Genomic DNA, 14,294 nt, shown 5'->3' on the forward strand with positions numbered 1-14,294 from the left:
CCTCTCTGACTGCTTCCTCACCGACGTAACGCCGGGCCCGACCAGCACCGCAGCACCGCAGCACCGCAACGCCGGGGCGGCCCCGTCACTCGGGGCCGACGTCCTCCGGGGTCCGGCGGGCCAGCGCCGCGAGCAGGTCCAGCGCCGCCGCCAGCGCGTCGGCGGGCGGCGAGGAGAGGGCGAGCCGCACGGCGTTGGGCGCACGCCCCGGGGCGACGGCGAACGCGGCGGCCGGGGTGACCGCGATGCCCTGGCGGGCCGCGGCGGCCACGAACGTCTCCGCCCGCCAGGGGTCGGGCAGCCGCCACCAGCAGTGGTAGGCGCGCGCGTCGGCGCGCAGGGCGAATCCCGCGAGCCGCTCGGCCGCCAGCCGCTGCCGCGCCGCCGCGTCCTGGCGTTTGCCGGCCTCGATCGCGGCGGCCGTGCCGTCGCCGATCCACTGCGCCGCCGCGTCGAGCGCGAAGCGGGGCGCCGCCCAGCCCCCGGTCCTGAGCGCGGAGGCGAGGGCGTCCGCGCGGGGGCCGGGCGGCGCCACGGCGAAGCCGAGGGTCAGGCCGGGGCTCAGGCGTTTGGTGAGGCTGTCGACGACGATGGTGCGCTCGGGCGCGAGCGCGGCCAGCGGCGGCAGGTCGTCGCGGAGGAATCCGTAGACGGCGTCCTCGACCGCCGGGATGTCGTGCCGCCGCAGGACCTCGGCGAGGCCGGCCCGGCGGGTGCCGGGCATCGTGACGCCGAGGGGGTTGTGCAGCGCCGGCTGGAGGTAGACGGCGTGCGGGGGCCGCGCGGCGCTCGCGGCGGCGGCCACGGCGTCCGGCACGAGCCCGTCATCGTCCATCGCCAGCGGGACGAGGGTGACGCCCAGGCGCGTGGCGATGCCCTTCACCACCGGGTAGGTCAGCTCCTCGACGCCCAGCCGCCCGCCCGGGGGCACCAGCGCGGCCACGGCGGCGGCGATGGCCTGCCTGCCGTTGCCGGCGAACAGCACCCGGTCGGGGTCCGGCCGCCAGCCGCCGCGGGCCAGCAGCGCGGCGGCGGCCTCGCGCGCGGCCGGCGTGCCCGCGGCGCCGACCGGCCGCAGGCTCGCGGCCAGCCGGGCGGGGGCCAGCAGCCGGCCGACGCCGCCTGCGAGCAGCTCCGGCTGGCCGGGCAGCGTCGGGAAGTTCAGCTCCAGGTCGACGCGGGCCCCGGGCGTCGGCTCGGCGAGCGCGGGCTGCGGGCGCGGCTCGCCCGCGCGCACGAAGGTGCCGCGGCCCACCTCCCCGACGGCGAGGCCGCGCCGCACCAGCTCGCCGTAGACCCGGGCCGCGGTGGAGCTGGCGATGCCGTGCTGCCGGGCGAACCGGCGTTGCGGCGGCAGGCGTTCGCCCGGCCGGAGCCGGCCGGCCGCGATGTCCGCCGCGAGCCGGTCGGCGATCGCGCGGTAGTCGTCCACAACCACCCCAGATCGCACCGAGATTGCACCGAGAACAATTCTCCTATTGCACCGAAATATTGCCCCGCATAGCCTGAAGCCGTCAAGGCACCACGGGGAGGGCAGACCGGATGGGCACGGCGTCGCTGAACGGGATCACGCTGGCGTACGACGAGCACGGCGAGGGCGAGCCGCTCGTCCTCGTCCACGGCCACCCCTTCGACCGCACGATGTGGCGGCCGCAGGCGACGGCGTTCGCCCGCGAGGGCTGGCGGGTCATCGTCCCCGACCTGCGGGGGTACGGCGCGAGCGCCGTCGTGCCCGGCGTCACGACGCTGGGGACCTTCGCCCGCGACATCGCCGCGCTCCTCGACCACCTCGGCGTGGAGCGCTTCGTCCTCGGCGGCCTGTCCATGGGCGGCCAGATCGCCATGGAGTGCTACCGCCTCTTCCCCCGCCGCATCCGCGCCCTGCTGCTGGCGGACACCTTCGCCGCCGCCGAGACCGAGGAGGGCAGGCGGCAGCGCAACGCCGCCGCCGACCGGCTGCTCCGCGAGGGCATGGCCGGGTACGCCGAGGAGGCGCTGCCGAAGATGATCGCGCCCGGCACGACCGAGTCCAGCCCGGACGTGGCCCGGCACGTGCTCGCCATGATGCGCGGCGCCCCTCCCGAGGGCGCCGCCGCCGCGCTCCGGGGCCGCGCCGAGCGGCCGGACTACGCCGGGATGCTGCCGCGCGTCGCCGTTCCCGCCCTCGTCGTGGTCGGCGCCGAGGACGAGTTCACGCCCATCCCCGATGCCCAGCTCATCCACGACCTCGTTCCCGGCTCCGCGCTGGAGGTCATCGCCGGGGCGGGCCACCTGCCCAACCTTGAGCGCCCGGAGCCCTTCAACGCCGCGCTGCGCCGCTTCCTCGACGCGCTGGGGCCCTCCGACGGCTAGGTCTCGTCCTCCCGCCCGGCTTCCCGCCCGGATTCCCGCCCGTCCTCCCGCTCGGGGTCGAAGGTGTGCATCGCCGCCTCCTCCGCGCTGGCCGCGCCGCCGTTGACGCCGACGTCGCGGGCCGTCAGGCGCGTGCGGCGGCGGGCCGGCTCGTCGGACGCCGCCAGGCGGCCCGTCCGCTCCTCCCCCGCCAGGCTGTCGGCCACCGGCTCCCCCCACATCCCCTCCTGGTCGCCGATCCCGTCACCGCCCGGCGCCGCGATGTCCGGCACCTCCTCGGCCAGGCTGGCGTCCAGCGGCTCCCCGTCCCGCTGCTCCCGCGCCGTCGTGCCGTGCGCCGCCACGGCCCGGGGCTTCTCGGGCGGCGAGTAGCCCATGTCCAGCGTCTCGTCGTAGTCCGGCTCGTCGAGGGCGTTCTCCATGTCACCGGTGTACGTGACGCCATCCCCGCCGTCGTCGGCCGGCTGGTACACGTCGTCGCCCATCGGCTCGTTCCCGGGCTTCTTCCTCCTGCTCCCCCTGGCGTCGTCCGGCATGACCGACCACCCTTCTGACGTCACCGTGCGGCGTACGGGCGACGAGTACCCACCGGGCATTCGCCTCTCCCGGAGCGCTTTCGCTGTGCCGCTCATCGGGATGCTGCACCAGCCATTGACGCTAGTAAGCGCTTACGTTACGTTCGCTCGCACTCATGGGTCAGCAATGTCGCTGAATGGGACGCGGAGGTGTCGCAGTGAGTGAACACGATGTGCCGGACGGCCTGGACCGCCGGGCAGGGACGCTGGAGCGCGGCCTCGCCATCCTCCACCTGCTGGCGAGCACCCAGCCGCTGGGCGCCGCGCAGATAGCGGAACGCCTCGAGCTCTCGCGCAGCGCCACCTACCGGATCCTCGGCGTGCTGCGGCGGCACGGATACGTCGAGTGGAGCGGCAACGCCGACCAGGTCAGCCTCGGGCAGCGCGCCGTCACCCTCGGCATGGCGGCGCTCAGCGGCTACGACCCGTTCCTGGCCGCCCGGACGTGGCTGCGCGAGCTGTCCCGGGAGCTGTCGGAGTCGGCGCTGATGGCCGTCCGCGACGGGGACGAGATGGTCTACATCGCGCACGAGGACGTCACCGACCACTCCATCGCGGTGCGGCGGCTGCTCGGCCACCGCCGCCCGCTGCACAGCACCTCGCTGGGAAAGGCGTACCTGGCCGCCTTACCGCGCGAGGAGGCCGACGCGATCGTCGGCGGGCTGGTGCTGACCGCCCACACGCCCCACACCATCACGGATCCGGCGCGGCTGCGCGCCGAGCTGGAGGAGACCCGCATCCGCGGCTACTCGATCGACAACTGCGAGAACGAGCCCGACGTGATGTGCTTCGGCGCGCCGATCCGTGACGAGCGCGGCACGCCGATCTGCGCCATCAGCGTCGCGGGCCCGCGCGAGCGGATGTTCGGCAAGCGCGCCGCGGTCGCCGGCCGGATCTCCGATGTGGCCCTCTTCCTGTCCCGCCGGCTCGGATTCACCGGGGCGGCCACCTACGCACCACCCGCACTTCCCAGAGGGAGCAACTCATGAGGTACCTTCGGCACCTTGGGCAGCTTCACACCACCCGCGCTTTCCTGGCCGCCGCCACCGCCACCGCCGCGCTGACCGGGCTGGCCGCCTGCGCACCCGGCGGCGGCTCGGACGACGAGGTGGAGCAGGAGGACGACGGCACGCTGTCGTATCTCTACTTCACCGACGGACCCGACGAGCAGGCCACCCGCGATCTCATAGCCGAGTACGAGCAGCAGACGGGCGTGAAGGTCGACCTGGAGGTCGTCCCCTTCGACAACCTCGAACAACGCCTCCAGGCGAGACTCTCGGGTGGCAACGCGCCGGACGTGGCGCGCCTGACGAACATCACGCCCTTCCGCGGCGACCTGCTGGACCTCGGCCAGTTCGAGGAGAAGGCGCTGGACGACGTCTTCCTCGACGGCGCCGACTCCTACGTCACCGGGCCCGGCGGCGAGCTGCTCGCCGTGCCCAGCGACCTCACCATGAACGGCCCGCTGGTCAACGTCGACCAGTTCGAGGCGGCGGGCGTGCCGCTGCCGTCGCCGGACGAGCCGTGGACGTGGGACGAGATGGTCGCGGCGGCCGAGGAGGTGCAGCAGGCCGGCGACACGCAGTACGCCGTCGCCATGGACGTCTCGGGCCACCGCTTCTCCACCATGCTGAGCCAGTACGGCACCGGCTTCTTCGACGCCGGGGGCACCGAGGTCGCCCTCGACGTCGACAAGGCCACGGCCGCCATCGAGCGCTTCGCCGAGCTCAACGACTCCGGGGCCATGCCCGCCGACCTGTGGATCGGGGCCGGCACCCGCTACGAGGGAGCCAACGAGATCTTCCTCGCCGAGCAGGTCCCGGTGTACCTCAGCGGCAACTGGCAGGTCAGCGCCTTCGACGCGGACGCGGCGTTCGACTGGCGGGCCGTGCCCAACCCCTGCCAGGAGGAGTGCGGCGGCTTCCCCGGCGGCAAGTTCATGGTGTCCTTCGAGCAGAGCCCCCGGCAGGAGACGGCCGCCGACTTCATCGCGTTCATGAACTCCCGCGACTCCCAGGAGCGGCTGGGCCAGGACGCCAACTTCCTGCCCACGCGCAAGGACCTCATCGACTCGGGCCTGACCTACCCGACGCGCGACGCCGACATGGGCGTCTTCCTCGACGACGTGCAGCGCACGCCCGAGGCGGCGTACGGCACGGCGTTCTCCCCCGGGTTCGACGCCGTGGCCGACGCGACCGTCCTGGAGCTGAGCAAGGTGCTCGCCGGGGAGTCCTCGCCGCGCGAGGCGGCCGAGGCGATGCTCGCGGCGGCCGAGGAAGCGGTGGAGGAGATCCGGTGATGGCTGACACGGCTGAGGCCGGCAGCCTCACGAAGGGGACTCGGCGCGCCGGGCGGGAGGACCGCCCGGCCCGCCGGGGCGGACCGCGCCGGCGTTCCGTCAAGCCGTGGAACCAGCGGGTGGCGCCGTACCTGTTCGTGCTGCCGAACATGGCGATCTTCGGCGTCTTCGTCATCTATCCGGCGATCAACAACGTCAACATCAGCCTGTACGACAGCGACAACGGCCGCGACTTCACCTACACCGGCACCGAGAACTACGGCGAGCTGTTCAGCGACGACGCGTTCTGGGAGGCCGCCCGGCACACGGCGGTCTTCGCGGTGGCGTTCGTCGTCCTCACCACGGTGCTGGCCATCGGCCTGGCCCTGCTGCTCAACCAGAACATCAGGGGCAGGGCGTTCTTCCGCACGGTGTTCTTCCTGCCCGTGGTGATCTCGCCGGTGGTCGTCGGCCTGATCTGGGGCTGGATCTTCGAGCGCAACAACGGGCTGCTCAACACCGTCCTCGACGGGGCCGGGATGGGCAAGCCCGGCTGGCTCGTCGACGACACCCTGGCGATGGTGGTGGTGATCGGCGTCGGGCTGTGGATGCACCTCGGCTTCTACATCCTCATCATCCTGGCCGGCCTGCAGAGCATCGACCCGAACTACTACGAGGCGGCCCGCATCGACGGCGCCAGCAGCTGGCAGCAGCTGCGCCTGATCACCCTGCCGCTGCTGCGCAACACCACGATGGTCGTCGTCATCCTCAGCCTCATCGCCGGGTTCCAGGCGTTCGACTACATCTGGACCCTCACCGGCGGCGGGCCGATCGGCGCGACCACGCTGATGATCCAGTACATCTACACCAACGCCTTCACCACGCCCATCGACTACGGCCTGGCCGCGGCGGCCGGCGTGGTGCTGTTCTGCACCGTCTTCGCGCTGACCGTCCTCAACTACCTCTTCGCCCAGCGGAAGGAGGCGTCGTGAGCAGCAGCGGCGGCCTGTCCGTCCTGAAGACCGTGCGCGACCCGCGCGGCAAGCGCCAGTGGACGTCGATGAGCGGCGGCACCGGCGCCGCCCGGCCCAGCGCCGGGCGGGTCCTGACGTACGCCATCCTCATCGGCCTGTCGATCGTGGTGCTCGCGCCCGTGGTGTGGGCGGTGCTGTCCTCCTTCAAGAGCCAGTCGGAGCTGGCCCAGTCGCCGCCCTCCCTGCTGCCCGACTCGCTGGACACCAGCAACTACACGGAGGCGCTCGGCACGTTCGACTTCAGCCTCTACCTGAAGAACAGCGTGATCGTGACCCTCGGCGCGACCCTGCTGACGCTGGTCGTCAACACGATGTGCGCCTACGGCCTGGCCAAGTACAACTTCCGTGGCCGGCACGCCCTGTTCCTGCTGGTGCTGGGGACCATCATGATCCCGCTCCAGCTCATCTTCATCCCCGTCTACCAGACGGCCGCCGACCTCGGCCTGGTCAACTCCCTGTGGGGCCTGATCATCCCGCCCGCCGCCACCCCGACCGGCGTCTTCCTGCTGCGGCAGTACATGCTCAGCATCCCCGACGACCTGATCGAGGCCGCGCGGATGGACGGCGCGGGCGAGTTCCGCATCTTCGCGCGGATCATCCTGCCGCTGTGCGGCCCGGCCCTCGCCGTCGTGACGATCTTCTCGGTGATGTGGCGCTGGAACGACTTCCTGTGGCCGCTGATCATCAGCCAGGACGAGTCGACCTACACCCTCCCCGTGGCGCTGGCCCAGTTCAACAGCCAGCTCGTCACGCCGTTCAACTACATCCTCGCCATGTCGGTGGTCAGCATGCTGCCGGTCGTGGTGATCTTCCTGGTGCTCCAACGCCACATCGTGCGTGGCATCGCCGCCACCGGCCTGAAGTGAGGACGCTCATGACATCCGCGGAGCAGCCGACGGGGCGCACGGTCCACGCCCTCGACGAACGCGGCACCGTGCGGGACTGGCTCACCACGGCCGCCTGGGCGGAGCCCGCCGACGACCTGGCCGCGTGCCTGGCCCCCGAGGGCGACCCCTGGGGCGAACGCGGCCGGTGGCGGCTGACGAACGGCCCGGACGCCACCCCGCTGAAGGAGGAGCTCTACCGGCTCAGGCCGCTGCGGCCCGACCCGGTGACGGGGCCGGTGACCGAGGGCGGGGAGGTGGCGTACATCGGGCCCACCGGCGTACGCCACGCCGGCCCGTGGCGCCGGGTCCACACCGCGGCGGACGGGCTGGTCGACTGGAGCGCGTTCTGCTTCACGCCCGAGTACCGGCTCGGGCTGGCCGCGACGGTGCTGGAGGTCGACCAGGCCGAGTGGCGCACGCTGCGGCTGGCGTCCACCGGCCCGTTCCGTCTCTTCGTCGGCGGCAAGCAGAGCGCCCACTCCTCGACGGTCACCTACATGGAGCCCGCCGAGCAGGAGGTGCGGATCTGGCTGCCGTCCGGCACGACGACGATCGTCGTCGCCTCCTGGCAGGTGGCGTTCCGCGAGTGCCGCCACGTGCTGCGGCTGCGCGTCGGCGGGCTGCCCGTGCGGGTCGTGGTGCCCGCCGAGGGCGCGTGCGAGTACGCCGCGGCGCACGCCGAGCGCGTCCTGAACGCCGTGGGAGTGGCCCGCTGGGGCAGCACCGACGGCACGGTCCCGCTCACCGGCCCGGCGGGCGCGGCGCTGCGCGTGGCCTGGGGCGACGGCGGCGGCGACGGCGGCCGGGTGGAGCGCGTACGCCTTGGCGACGACGGCCGCGCGACGCTGCGCCTCGGCGTGCCCGGCTCCGCCGAAGAGGATCTCGGCAGCGCCTCCATGCTCGCCACCGACGCCGCCCTGCGGATCTCCCTCGACCTCGACGCCGAAACCCCCGAACGTACGCCCATCGTCCGGGAGTTCCCCGTCACCACCCTGCCGCCCGACTACCGCCCGGCGCCCGTGGGCGACCCCGCCACCTGGCGCGAGGAGTTCCTGCGGCACGCCGCGCGCGGCCAGGGCGCCCCGGCCGCCGAGCTGGTGCGCGCCCTCGCCGACCCGGCGTACCGCGTGACCGCCGCCGGGCTCGCCCACTCCCTGTGGATGATCGAGCAGCGCGCGGACTGCGCCGACTTCGAGGCCCTGGGCCTGGCGCACCTGTGGCACCGCGTCCCCGACGCCGGCCGCTGGGAGCCGGGCCTGCGGGAGCGGGTGCGGGCGGCCCTGCTCGGCTTCAAGTTCTGGATCGACCAGCCCGGCCTGGACGCCATGTGCTACTTCACCGAGAACCACCAGCTCGTGTGGCACACCGCCGAGCTGCTGTGGGGCGGCGCGCTCGCCGGCGAAACCTTCACCAACACCGGGTGGCCCGGCACCCGGCACGGGGAGCACGGCCGGGAGCTGGCGTTGGCCTGGCTGCGCCGCAAGCTGGCCGGCGGCTTCAGCGAGTTCGACTCCAACGCCTACCTCGCCATCGACCTGCTCGCCCTCGTCTCCCTCGTGGAGTTCGCCGACGACCCCGAGGTCGAGGCCCTGGCCGCCGGGGTCGCCGACCGGATCCTCTTCAGCCTGGCGGCGAACTCCTGGCGCGGCATCCACGGCTGCGCCCACGGCCGCTCGTACGTCGGCACCCTCCGCTCGTCCCGCCTGGAGGAGACCGCCCCCATCATGTGGCTGTGCTTCGGCACCGGGGCGCTCAACAACGCGCTGCTGCCCGCCACGGCCCTGGCCACCGCCCGCCGCTACCGCGTGCCCGGGGTGATCCGCCAGGCCGCCGTCGACCTGCCCGAGCGCTGGCTCGGCCACCAGAGCTACCGAGGCACCTACCGCCCCTCCCACGACCTGCTCTCCCGCCCCTATGGTTCGGACGTGACCGTCTACAAGACGCCGGACGCGATGCTGTCCTGCGCCCAGGACTACCGGCCCGGGCTGCCCGGGCTCCAGGAGCACGTCTGGGGCGCGACGCTCGGCCCCGAGACGCAGGTGTTCGTCACCCACGCCCCGAACGCCTCCACCTCGCCGGCGGCGCGGCCCAACGCCTGGGCGGGCCACCGCGTGCTGCCGCGCGCCCGCCAGCACGAGGACACGGTGCTGGCGCTGTACCGGATCCCCGGCGACGAAGCGATGGGCTACACCCACGCCTGGTTCCCCCTCGCCACCTTCGACGAGTGGGTGCGGTCCGGCGTGTGGACCATCGGGCGCGTCGGCGACGGCTACGTGGCCCTCGCCACCGAGGGCGGAGCCGTCCCGGTCACCTCCGGGCCCGACGCCTGGCAGGAGCTGCGTCCCCTCGGCCCCGGCACCGCCTGGGTGTGCACCATCGGCCGGCGCGCCGTCCACGGCGACCTGGCCTCCTTCACCGCCGCCCTCGGCGAACCCCGCTTCGCCCCCGGCTCGGTGGCGTATCGCACGCTCTCCCTCACCTGGGACGGCCCCTTCACGGTCGACGGCCGTGTCCAGGAACTCCCCACCGCCCCCCTGCTCACCAACCCCTACACCCACCTCACCCCCGCCGACGACCGCCTCGTGATCGAGCCGCCGTCCTCCCCGACGACCACCACCACCCCGCACACCATCGACCTGCGCAGCGGCCGCGACCCGCTCGGAGTGCCGGGGTGATCAACGGGCAGGGCCTCGACACCAGCCAGGCGGCGCGCTCCACCCCGCCTCCCCCGCCCGCCGACCCCGCCGACCTGGCCCCGGCCGTCCTGGCGGCCACCGCCGGGCGGATCGCCGCGCGCACCGAGGCGATGGAGCTTGAGAACTGGTTCTGGGGCGAGGGCGTCGCCCTCCAGGGCCTGCTCCGCCTGGCCACGGCGACCAGCTCCCCTCCCCCGCCCTTTGTCACCGCCTTCATCGACCGCCACCTGCGGGCGGGATTGGAGGTCGGCCACGTCAACAACCTGGCGCCCGGCGCCGCCTGCGCCGACCTGTACGGCCTGACGGGCGAGCCCCGCTACGCCGACGGCTGCGCCCGGCTGCACGCCTGGCTGCGGCGCGAGGGCAGCGTGACCCGCGACCCGCGCGGCGCCATCGAGCACTGGCCCGGCGGCGTGTGGGCGGACACGGCGTACATGGCGGGCGTCTTCCTCATCCGCTACGGCGTGCGCACCGGCAGGCCCGACCTCGTCACCGAGGCCGGCGAACAGCTCCTGGCCCACGCCGAGATCCTCCAGCACCCGGACACCGGCCTGTACGCCCACGGCTCGCACGCCGGCCGCACCATCTGGTGCTTCTGGGGCCGGGCCAACGCCTGGTCAGCCCTGGCAGCCGTCGAATATCTGGAGGCCACCCCCGACGGCCCCACGGCCGCCCGCGTACGCCACACCCTCCGCCGCCAGCTCCTCGCCCTCGCCGACCACCAGCCGGCCCACGGCGTGTGGGACGTCCTCGTCGACGGCCAGCCGGAGAACCGCGGCATCCCCGAGACGTCGGCCGCGGCCGGCATTGCCGCCGCCATGTTCCGCGCCGCCGCCCTCGGCATCGCCCCCGACCGCCTCCGCCCCGCCGCCTGGCGCGCCCTCGCCGGCATCCACCCCTACGTCGCCCCCGACGGCACCCTCACCCGCACCAGCGCGGGCACCATCCTCCAGCTCGTGCCCTTCGGCTACTCCGTCATCCGCGACGACCTGATCCAGCCTTGGGGCCAGGGCCTTGCCCTCCAGGCCTACGCCGCGGCGCTCGGCAGCTCGGTGCCGCACCGCGCGCAGTAGCGGGCATCGGGCTCCGGGGCGAAGCGCCCGCACTCCAGGCACACCCGATGAAGCAGGCACGCCGACTCCCCGCCGGCGCTGTCCCGGCCGATCGACATGCCGGGGCGCCGGAGGTGCACGGTGAGGTGAACCAGCCCGTCGGGCCCGGCCGTCAGGCTGCGGGTGGCCCCCCGGGGCAGCCACGCCACGCTCCCCGGGCTCAGCACCTCGTCACCGAGCCGCCCGCCCCCCTCCACCACGTACACCAGCACGTCGAGCTCACTCTCACCATGCGCGGCGACCTCACCCCCCGGCGGCAGCCGCACGAGATTGGCGTCCAGCTGCCGCCCGGCCACGGCGAGCCGCCACACCACCCCGCCCCGCGGCGGCGGCTCCGCCTCCAGCAGCTCCCCCACCCTGGCCAGCACCTCGACCTGTCGCCGCGTCTCCACCGTCCGCTCCTCTCGACTCACCCCTCAGCGCATGCCGCGCATCCGCTTCCACGGCAGCGCCTCGCGCCAGCCGTCGCGGTCACGCGCCCAGTCCATGATGAGCCCCGCGACGAACGCCGGCCCGACCACCTCCGGGAGCGGCTCCACGAGCGCCTCGAAGTGGCTCTTCCGGTGCCCCTCGCGGTACTCCACCTGGTAGCTCATGCCGTCGAGGAGATGAACCTGCATGAAGTGCTGCCCCACCGGCTTCCGGTCGAGACGCTCCACGACGACGAACGGATTGGCCGGGTTCATGCCGGCCAGCAGGTCGAACAGCTGCTCCTCGGACGGATCATCCACGACCTTGCCGCCCGCCTTGGTGGCCCGCACCCTCGCTATCGGCATGGCGGCCAACCTATCCAACCTGTGCTGCGGGCGCGGTCAGAAGTGGGTGGCGCCGCCGCCGAGCTTCTCCACCACCCGGCCGCGAAGCAGCTCATACTCCTCACGCGGCCGCACAAACGCCGGCGGCCGGGGGATGACCACACCACCGGTGACGACCTCCTCGGCCCCGAACTGCTCACGGGTGAGATCTATGTCGACCCCCAGGCCCAGGCGATTCCACCAGTGATAGTCGGTGCGCTCACCGCGCACCCGGACCTCGCCTTTGACCAGCTCGCCACCCAGCAGGTCATTGAGCACCAGCGCGGTGACGAGGCACTGCCACCGCGCCGGATTGTCCGGGCTCCACCGAGCGCGCGTCTCCGACGGACACGTGTCGGCGCCCCAACTGCTGCGGACAGCCCGTTCGATATCGGTCAGGACCCAGGGAGTCATGTCCGTCATCCTCGCAGCGTCACGTCACCGCGTGCCCCAGGCAGTGCAAGTTGACCGTCAGCGCGTCCGTTGTGGAGTGTGATTGCGCTTACTGGACATTGCCCTTGCTCCGTTCCCGTTCTCGCATCCGGACCGCCACGAACACGACGACGGCCAGTGCGACGACTGCGATGACCGCCTTCTGGAAGATGCCCGCGTACTCGTCCACGTCCTGCCAGTTGGCGCCCAGCTGGTAGCCGGCCACGACGAAGCCCGCGTTCCAGATCAGGCTGCCGAGCGTGGTCAGGGACAGGAACCGCAGCATAGGCATCCGTTCGACGCCTGCCGGCAGCGAGACGAGGCTGCGAAACAGGGGCACCATCCGGCCGAAAAACACCGCCTTCGTGCCGTGTTTGAGGAACCAGCGTTCGGTGCGATCGAAGTCCGACGGTTTCATCAGTGGCGTGCGGATGATCAGGGAGCGGACGCGGTCGCGGCCGAGCCACGCGCCCAGCCAGTAGGTGAGCAGGGCGCCGGCGACGGAGCCGAGGGTGGTCCAGAACAGCGCCATGAACAGGCTCATGGTGCCCTGGCTCGCGGCGAAACCGGCCAGCGGCAGCACCAGCTCGCTCGGCATCGGCGGGAAGATGTTGTCGATACCGACGAGGAGCGCCGCGCCCGGTCCACCCAGCTCGTCCATGATGTCCACCACCAGGCCGGCGAGACCTCCTGGCTGCTCGGCGGATGCCACATACATCATTTTGACTCCCTCGGGTTGGCTGTGGAATTCCGCAGTGAAACCTGCTGGTTCACCGCGTACTCAGCGCATCGTGAATGGGTGTTTTCCGTGCTCCCGGCGGGGAGCCTCGCCGGAACTCGCGGAATGCCGTCCACACCACGGACACGACCGCGACCGCCATGAGCGCAGCGAGGACCCGGAACTCCAGGGTGGGCGCGTACTGGTCGGACATCCAGCCCGGCATATCTCCCGGCATACCGTCCGACATCTCCCCGGGCTCCGAATGCCCGCCGGGCACGGGGAGGCTGGGCCCCCCTGGCAGGTCTCCCGGAGGCGTCGAATCCGCTGCCGGGAACAGCACGTTGAGATAGGCGAGGAACGAGGCCACCTGTACGAGGACAGGCACATACCAGAGGCGGCGCGGCAGGTAGAACGCGGCGATCACGGTGAGTACCTCGGCCAGGTAGAAGTAGCGCTCGTGCATCGACGGCAGGAGGAACGGCACCAGGACTGCCGAGGCAGCTCCCATCAGCACGACTTTCGCAGTCGTAAGGCGCACTCGGCTGAGCAGTACGCCGAGGCACAGCCCGAGGATCACCAGCCCGGTCCCCGCGATACCGATGGGCCGGATCACCGCCGCGTCGGCGCTCGCTGGGAGGAACTGGTAGATCGACGGCGCGAGCAGGGACAGCTCCGTATAGGTGCTCGTCTGCTCCGCATACACCGACAGCAAGCGCCCCACGGGCGCTCCGGCCAGCAGCGCCGGCACGTCAAGGAGCAGGACGACCCCGGGGACGGCCAGCAGTACCCGCCACGGGATCCACTTTGTCAATGCGAGGACCAGCAGCAGCGGGAACAGGAAGACTGCCTGCAGTTTGAAGGCCAGCGACAGGCCGAAGAAGACGCCGGCCAGCCACGGCCGCCTGCGGAGGAGGAAGTACACGCCGCCGAGGCCGAACGCGGCGTAGATGGAGTCGGCCTGCCCCCACATCCCGCTGTTGGTCGCCACGGTGGGGAGGAACAACACGATGAGGGCAGCCAGTGCCGGCAGCCGGCGGCCGGTGTGGCGCAGCGCGACGACGCGGTAGGTGAAGTACGCCAGTAGCAGGTCGAACGCCACCGAGATGATCTTGATCCCGGTGAGGGCGGGGATCGGCAGATAGGTCAATGCCGCTATCAGGTACAGATAAGGGACGTTGTAATCCGCGAAGCTGTACTTGAGGGCTCCGAATCCACCGTGTGTGGAAATGAATTCGTACCAGCCCTTGACGAAGATTTTATAGTCGCTCGACTCGTGGTCGAACATGGCGAACCTGACCACGACCGCGAGCACGACCGCTGTAGCCACCAGGCCCAGGCCCACTCGGCGGGATGTTCGCGTCTGCTTCTCGTCGATGTCGACGGATTCGGAGGTTGCTGACACGCCGCGACCGT

General features: G+C 72.4%; 14 protein-coding genes. 7 read left to right on the plus strand and 7 right to left on the minus strand.

The window, feature by feature from the left end:
- Positions 1 to 85 precede the first annotated feature (85 nt).
- Positions 86 to 1,432, minus strand: a complete 1,347-nt coding sequence (locus ACTWQH_RS22435; RefSeq protein WP_443288522.1) for an aminotransferase-like domain-containing protein — start codon at positions 1,430 to 1,432, stop codon at positions 86 to 88.
- Between the two features lie 110 nt (positions 1,433 to 1,542).
- On the opposite strand from ACTWQH_RS22435, the gene ACTWQH_RS22440 reads away from it, so the two are divergent.
- Positions 1,543 to 2,352 (plus strand): alpha/beta fold hydrolase, encoded by an 810-nt coding sequence (locus tag ACTWQH_RS22440; protein ID WP_443288484.1) that lies wholly within the window; start codon positions 1,543 to 1,545, stop codon positions 2,350 to 2,352.
- Here the strand turns inward: ACTWQH_RS22440 and ACTWQH_RS22445 are convergent.
- The gene (locus ACTWQH_RS22445; RefSeq protein ID WP_443288485.1) at positions 2,349 to 2,888 is read right to left on the minus strand and encodes a DUF5709 domain-containing protein; all 540 of its coding nucleotides are present in this window, start codon (positions 2,886 to 2,888) and stop codon (positions 2,349 to 2,351) included. The genes ACTWQH_RS22440 and ACTWQH_RS22445 overlap by 4 nt on opposite strands.
- 197 nt (positions 2,889 to 3,085) lie before the next feature.
- On the opposite strand from ACTWQH_RS22445, the gene ACTWQH_RS22450 reads away from it, so the two are divergent.
- Genes ACTWQH_RS22450 through ACTWQH_RS22475 form a run of 6 tightly spaced genes read left to right on the plus strand, consistent with a single transcriptional unit; the run spans position 3,086 to position 10,895 of the window.
- On the plus strand, positions 3,086 to 3,916 hold the full coding sequence (locus tag ACTWQH_RS22450) for an IclR family transcriptional regulator (RefSeq protein WP_443288486.1): 831 nt from the start codon (positions 3,086 to 3,088) through the stop codon (positions 3,914 to 3,916).
- Entirely contained in the window at positions 3,913 to 5,226 is a 1,314-nt protein-coding gene (locus ACTWQH_RS22455) for an ABC transporter substrate-binding protein (protein WP_443288487.1), read from the plus strand. The genes ACTWQH_RS22450 and ACTWQH_RS22455 overlap by 4 nt, the downstream gene beginning before the upstream one ends.
- The gene (locus ACTWQH_RS22460) at positions 5,226 to 6,197 is read left to right on the plus strand and encodes a carbohydrate ABC transporter permease (RefSeq protein WP_443288488.1); all 972 of its coding nucleotides are present in this window, start codon (positions 5,226 to 5,228) and stop codon (positions 6,195 to 6,197) included. Before ACTWQH_RS22455 ends, ACTWQH_RS22460 begins: the two co-directional genes overlap by 1 nt.
- The gene (locus tag ACTWQH_RS22465) at positions 6,194 to 7,105 is read left to right on the plus strand and encodes a carbohydrate ABC transporter permease (RefSeq protein WP_443288489.1); all 912 of its coding nucleotides are present in this window, start codon (positions 6,194 to 6,196) and stop codon (positions 7,103 to 7,105) included. Before ACTWQH_RS22460 ends, ACTWQH_RS22465 begins: the two co-directional genes overlap by 4 nt.
- 8 nt (positions 7,106 to 7,113) lie before the next feature.
- Positions 7,114 to 9,801: a hypothetical protein gene (locus tag ACTWQH_RS22470; RefSeq protein WP_443288491.1), complete on the plus strand. Its 2,688-nt coding sequence runs from the start codon at positions 7,114 to 7,116 to the stop codon at positions 9,799 to 9,801.
- Positions 9,798 to 10,895, plus strand: a complete 1,098-nt coding sequence (locus tag ACTWQH_RS22475; protein ID WP_443288492.1) for a glycoside hydrolase family 88 protein — start codon at positions 9,798 to 9,800, stop codon at positions 10,893 to 10,895. The genes ACTWQH_RS22470 and ACTWQH_RS22475 overlap by 4 nt, the downstream gene beginning before the upstream one ends.
- Here the strand turns inward: ACTWQH_RS22475 and ACTWQH_RS22480 are convergent.
- The 5 genes from ACTWQH_RS22480 to ACTWQH_RS22500 form a co-directional block, all read right to left on the minus strand.
- On the minus strand, positions 10,850 to 11,326 hold the full coding sequence (locus ACTWQH_RS22480) for a cupin domain-containing protein (RefSeq protein ID WP_443288493.1): 477 nt from the start codon (positions 11,324 to 11,326) through the stop codon (positions 10,850 to 10,852). The two genes, ACTWQH_RS22475 and ACTWQH_RS22480, sit on opposite strands and share 46 nt — an antisense overlap.
- 24 nt (positions 11,327 to 11,350) lie before the next feature.
- A complete protein-coding gene (locus ACTWQH_RS22485) occupies positions 11,351 to 11,710 on the minus strand; it encodes a hypothetical protein (RefSeq protein ID WP_443288494.1) in 360 nt (119 codons plus the stop codon).
- Between the two features lie 36 nt (positions 11,711 to 11,746).
- Positions 11,747 to 12,142 carry a YunG family protein gene (locus tag ACTWQH_RS22490; RefSeq protein ID WP_443288523.1) on the minus strand — a complete coding sequence of 132 codons (396 nt, stop codon included), beginning with the start codon at positions 12,140 to 12,142 and terminating at the stop codon, positions 11,747 to 11,749.
- Between the two features lie 88 nt (positions 12,143 to 12,230).
- The gene (locus tag ACTWQH_RS22495) at positions 12,231 to 12,878 is read right to left on the minus strand and encodes a DedA family protein (protein WP_443288495.1); all 648 of its coding nucleotides are present in this window, start codon (positions 12,876 to 12,878) and stop codon (positions 12,231 to 12,233) included.
- A 52-nt stretch (positions 12,879 to 12,930) separates the two neighbouring features.
- Positions 12,931 to 14,283, minus strand: a complete 1,353-nt coding sequence (locus ACTWQH_RS22500; protein ID WP_443288496.1) for a hypothetical protein — start codon at positions 14,281 to 14,283, stop codon at positions 12,931 to 12,933.
- Positions 14,284 to 14,294: the final 11 nt, after the last annotated feature.

Origin of the sequence: Streptomyces sp. 6N223, assembly GCF_052246635.1 — a bacterium.
Lineage (GTDB): Bacteria > Actinomycetota > Actinomycetes > Streptomycetales > Streptomycetaceae > Streptomyces.

Excerpts from the sequence above, each read along its gene's own strand:
- ACTWQH_RS22455 (WP_443288487.1), top strand. The coding sequence starts at position 3,913 with ATGAGGTACCTTCGGCACCTTGGGCAGCTTCACACCACCCGCGCTTTC.
- ACTWQH_RS22460 (WP_443288488.1), top strand. The coding sequence starts at position 5,226 with ATGGCTGACACGGCTGAGGCCGGCAGCCTCACGAAGGGGACTCGGCGC.
- ACTWQH_RS22485 (WP_443288494.1), bottom strand. The coding sequence starts at position 11,710 with ATGCCGATAGCGAGGGTGCGGGCCACCAAGGCGGGCGGCAAGGTCGTG.
- ACTWQH_RS22470 (WP_443288491.1), top strand. The coding sequence starts at position 7,114 with ATGACATCCGCGGAGCAGCCGACGGGGCGCACGGTCCACGCCCTCGAC.
- ACTWQH_RS22445 (WP_443288485.1), bottom strand. The coding sequence starts at position 2,888 with ATGCCGGACGACGCCAGGGGGAGCAGGAGGAAGAAGCCCGGGAACGAG.
- ACTWQH_RS22440 (WP_443288484.1), top strand. The coding sequence starts at position 1,543 with ATGGGCACGGCGTCGCTGAACGGGATCACGCTGGCGTACGACGAGCAC.
- ACTWQH_RS22495 (WP_443288495.1), bottom strand. The coding sequence starts at position 12,878 with ATGTATGTGGCATCCGCCGAGCAGCCAGGAGGTCTCGCCGGCCTGGTG.
- ACTWQH_RS22490 (WP_443288523.1), bottom strand. The coding sequence starts at position 12,142 with ATGACTCCCTGGGTCCTGACCGATATCGAACGGGCTGTCCGCAGCAGT.